Source organism: Acinetobacter sp. RF14B (assembly GCF_006864105.1).
GTDB lineage: Bacteria > Pseudomonadota > Gammaproteobacteria > Pseudomonadales > Moraxellaceae > Acinetobacter > Acinetobacter lwoffii_C.
Window position 1 is genome coordinate 1 of sequence record NZ_SMTB01000156.1, and the last position, 2,967, is coordinate 2,967.

Genomic DNA, 2,967 nt, shown 5'->3' on the forward strand with positions numbered 1-2,967 from the left:
CTTACGCTCACCGCGCTGCTCATTGTCACGGCGTGGCTGGCGTGGTGCTTTTGGCGCTTCAGAACCTTCAGGACGCATCGACAGATTCACACGGTTACGTTCAGCATCTACATTTAATACACGAACCTGAACAATCTGACCGGGCTTCACCACCTTGTGCGGATCTGCAACAAATTTATTGGCAAGTTCAGAAATGTGTACCAAACCATCCTGATGTACACCAACATCAACGAAAGCACCAAAGTTGGTCACATTCGTCACCACACCTTCAAGCTGCATGCCTTCCGTCAATTGCGCCACTTCAGTAATATCATCACGGAATTTGGCAGTGCGGAACTCTGGACGCGGGTCACGACCCGGTTTTTCCAGTTCAGCCAGCACATCCTGAATGGTCGGCAGACCAAACTGCTCATCGACAAATTCTTCTGCATTAATTTGACGAATGATTTCAGTATTACCAATGATGTCTTTGACAGTTGTGGCTTTTGCTTCCACCATCTTGCTGACCAGCGCATAAGATTCAGGGTGAACCGCAGAAGCATCTAATGGTTCTGAACCCTGCTGAATACGCAAGAAACCAGCCGCCTGTTCAAACGTGCGCTCGCCCAGACGTGGCACTTGTTTTAGAGACTGACGGTTATCAAAACGGCCATTTTCCTTACGGAATTCTACAATTTGCTGGGCAATGGATTTGTTCAGCCCTGCGATATAGCCCAGAATGGCCGCAGATGCCGTGTTGACATCTACGCCCACCGAGTTCACACAGTCCTCAACTACGGCTTCCAGCGTTTTGGCCAGGCCGGTCTGGTTGACGTCATGTTGATACTGCCCCACACCAATTGATTTAGGATCGATTTTTACCAGTTCGGCCAAAGGATCTTGCAAACGGCGTGCAATCGACACTGCACCACGAATGGTCACGTCCAGATCAGGAAGTTCCTGAGCTGCCAGTTCAGAGGCTGAATACACCGATGCACCTGCTTCAGAAACTGATACGCGAGTCAGTTTCAGGTCGCTATTCGCTGCCATCATTTCAGCAACCAAGGCTTCAGTTTCACGGCTGGCTGTACCATTGCCAATTGCAATCAGGTCAACATTGAACTCACGGCATAAACGCGCCAGCTCTGTTAATGAACCTTCTTTATCTTCTTTTGGTGCAAATGGATAGATCGTGCTATGTGCCAGTACATCACCAGACTCATTCACGACGGCCAGTTTTACACCCGTACGGATACCAGGATCGACACCTAATGTGGTACGTGCACCTGCCGGAGCAGAAAGCAGCAGATGACGCAGGTTTTCAGCAAACACCTGCATGGCTTCAGCTTCAGCTGCCAGACGTTTTTCAGTCAGCAATGAGTGCTCAATAGTGGGGCGAACTTTACCGAGCCAGAACAGTTTGGCTGTTTGTTTCAGGAAGTCCTGACGGGCTTGTGGCTGAATCTGGTCCAGATTGTACTCGGTTTCAATACGTGCCAAAGGCGCATCATCTTCACCGTCGACCTTAAGACCCAGGACATTCTCCTGGCGGCCACGCAACATCGCCAGTAAACGATGGGAAGGCACTTTATTCAGGCTTTCAGAGAAATCGAAGTAGTCACGGAATTTTTTACCGACTTCTTTTTTCTCATCCGAGGCGACCAGACTTTTCAATACGGCAGTTTGCGCAAACATGGCTTTCAGTTCAGCCGTCAGCGCAACATTTTGTGCCCAGTCATCAATCAGAATATGCTGGATTGCATCCAGCTGACTTTCCGTATCCGGATAATCTGCATGGCTAAAACCGGCCAGTGCTTCCGCAGGATCAAGCTCCTCTGTAAAGATGCGCTCTGCAACAGGACCCAAACCGGCTTCTTTGGCCTTAAACGACCTGCTGGTGCGTTTTGGACGGTATGGCGCGTAAATTTCTTCCAAGGCATTTTTGGTTTCAGCCGCATTTACCCGTGCCAGCAAATCATCAGATAATTTCTCTTGTTCTTTGAGTGATTCAATGACCTTTTCACGGCGTTCATACAAATCACGCAAATACGCTAAACGTGTATCGAGCTGGCGTAATTGTGTATCGTCCAGGCCCTGCGTTACTTCTTTACGGTAACGTGCAATAAAAGGAACACTGGCACCCTCATCAATGAGTTTGATGGCAGCTTCGACTTGATTTGGACGCACGGCAAGCTCTTTTGCCAACTGCTGAACTAAGTCAGTCATCGTGTTTGATCCCACAAGGATAAGTACTAAATGGCATGATTATAAAGACCAAGACTATAAAATCCACAACTGTTTTCATTAATTTATGCAATAGCCATCTCAAGCAGTGCTGCATTTTCTGCTTTTCCTGATAAAGTTTGCATGAACTTTGTTTTTTATCTGGAGTCCAAGCGCATTTTTTTTCAATTTAGATGTATATATTTGGTATCTATGTCTTGATTTTAACTGCAATATTTGGTGCTTTAGAGCATAGTCAATGAATAGTTATGAATCGTATACTCAACGCCTGTTTTCAGTTTTGTTTACGACGACAATAAAGAATAAGGAGCATCTCATGAATTTAGTGGTACCTGCTGAAAAAACCGATGCCGTACAAAGCGAAACCGACCGAGTCGAACGCATCCTGGTTGTCGATGATGACGTGCGTCTGCGTACCCTGCTACAACGCTTTTTGGAAGATAAAGGCTTTGTAGTCAAAACCGCACATGATGCAACCCAAATGGATCGGCTTTTACAGCGGGAATTATTTTCTCTGATTGTGCTCGACTTTATGCTGCCGGTGGAAGATGGCCTGAGTATCTGTCGTCGTTTACGCCAGTCCAATATCGATACGCCAATTATTATGCTGACCGCACGTGGCAGTGATTCAGATCGTATTGCGGGTCTGGAAGCCGGCGCCGATGACTATCTGCCAAAACCGTTTAACCCAAATGAACTACTGGCACGTATTCGTGCGGTTTTACGCCGTCAGGTGCGTGAGGT

Annotated in this window: 2 protein-coding genes; one reads left to right on the top strand and one right to left on the bottom strand. The window is 47.3% G+C overall.

Annotation, left to right across the window (positions count from 1 at the left end; genetic code table 11):
• Window positions 1-2,205 (bottom strand): Tex family protein (locus E2K52_RS13950; protein WP_151205618.1); only part of this gene is annotated, 2,205 nt, incomplete at its 3' end.
• Window positions 2,206-2,539: 334 nt separating this feature from the next.
• Here E2K52_RS13950 and E2K52_RS13955 point away from each other — a divergent pair.
• Window positions 2,540-2,967, top strand: a 428-nt coding sequence (locus E2K52_RS13955) for a response regulator (RefSeq protein WP_151205619.1), incomplete at its 3' end; no start/stop codon positions are given.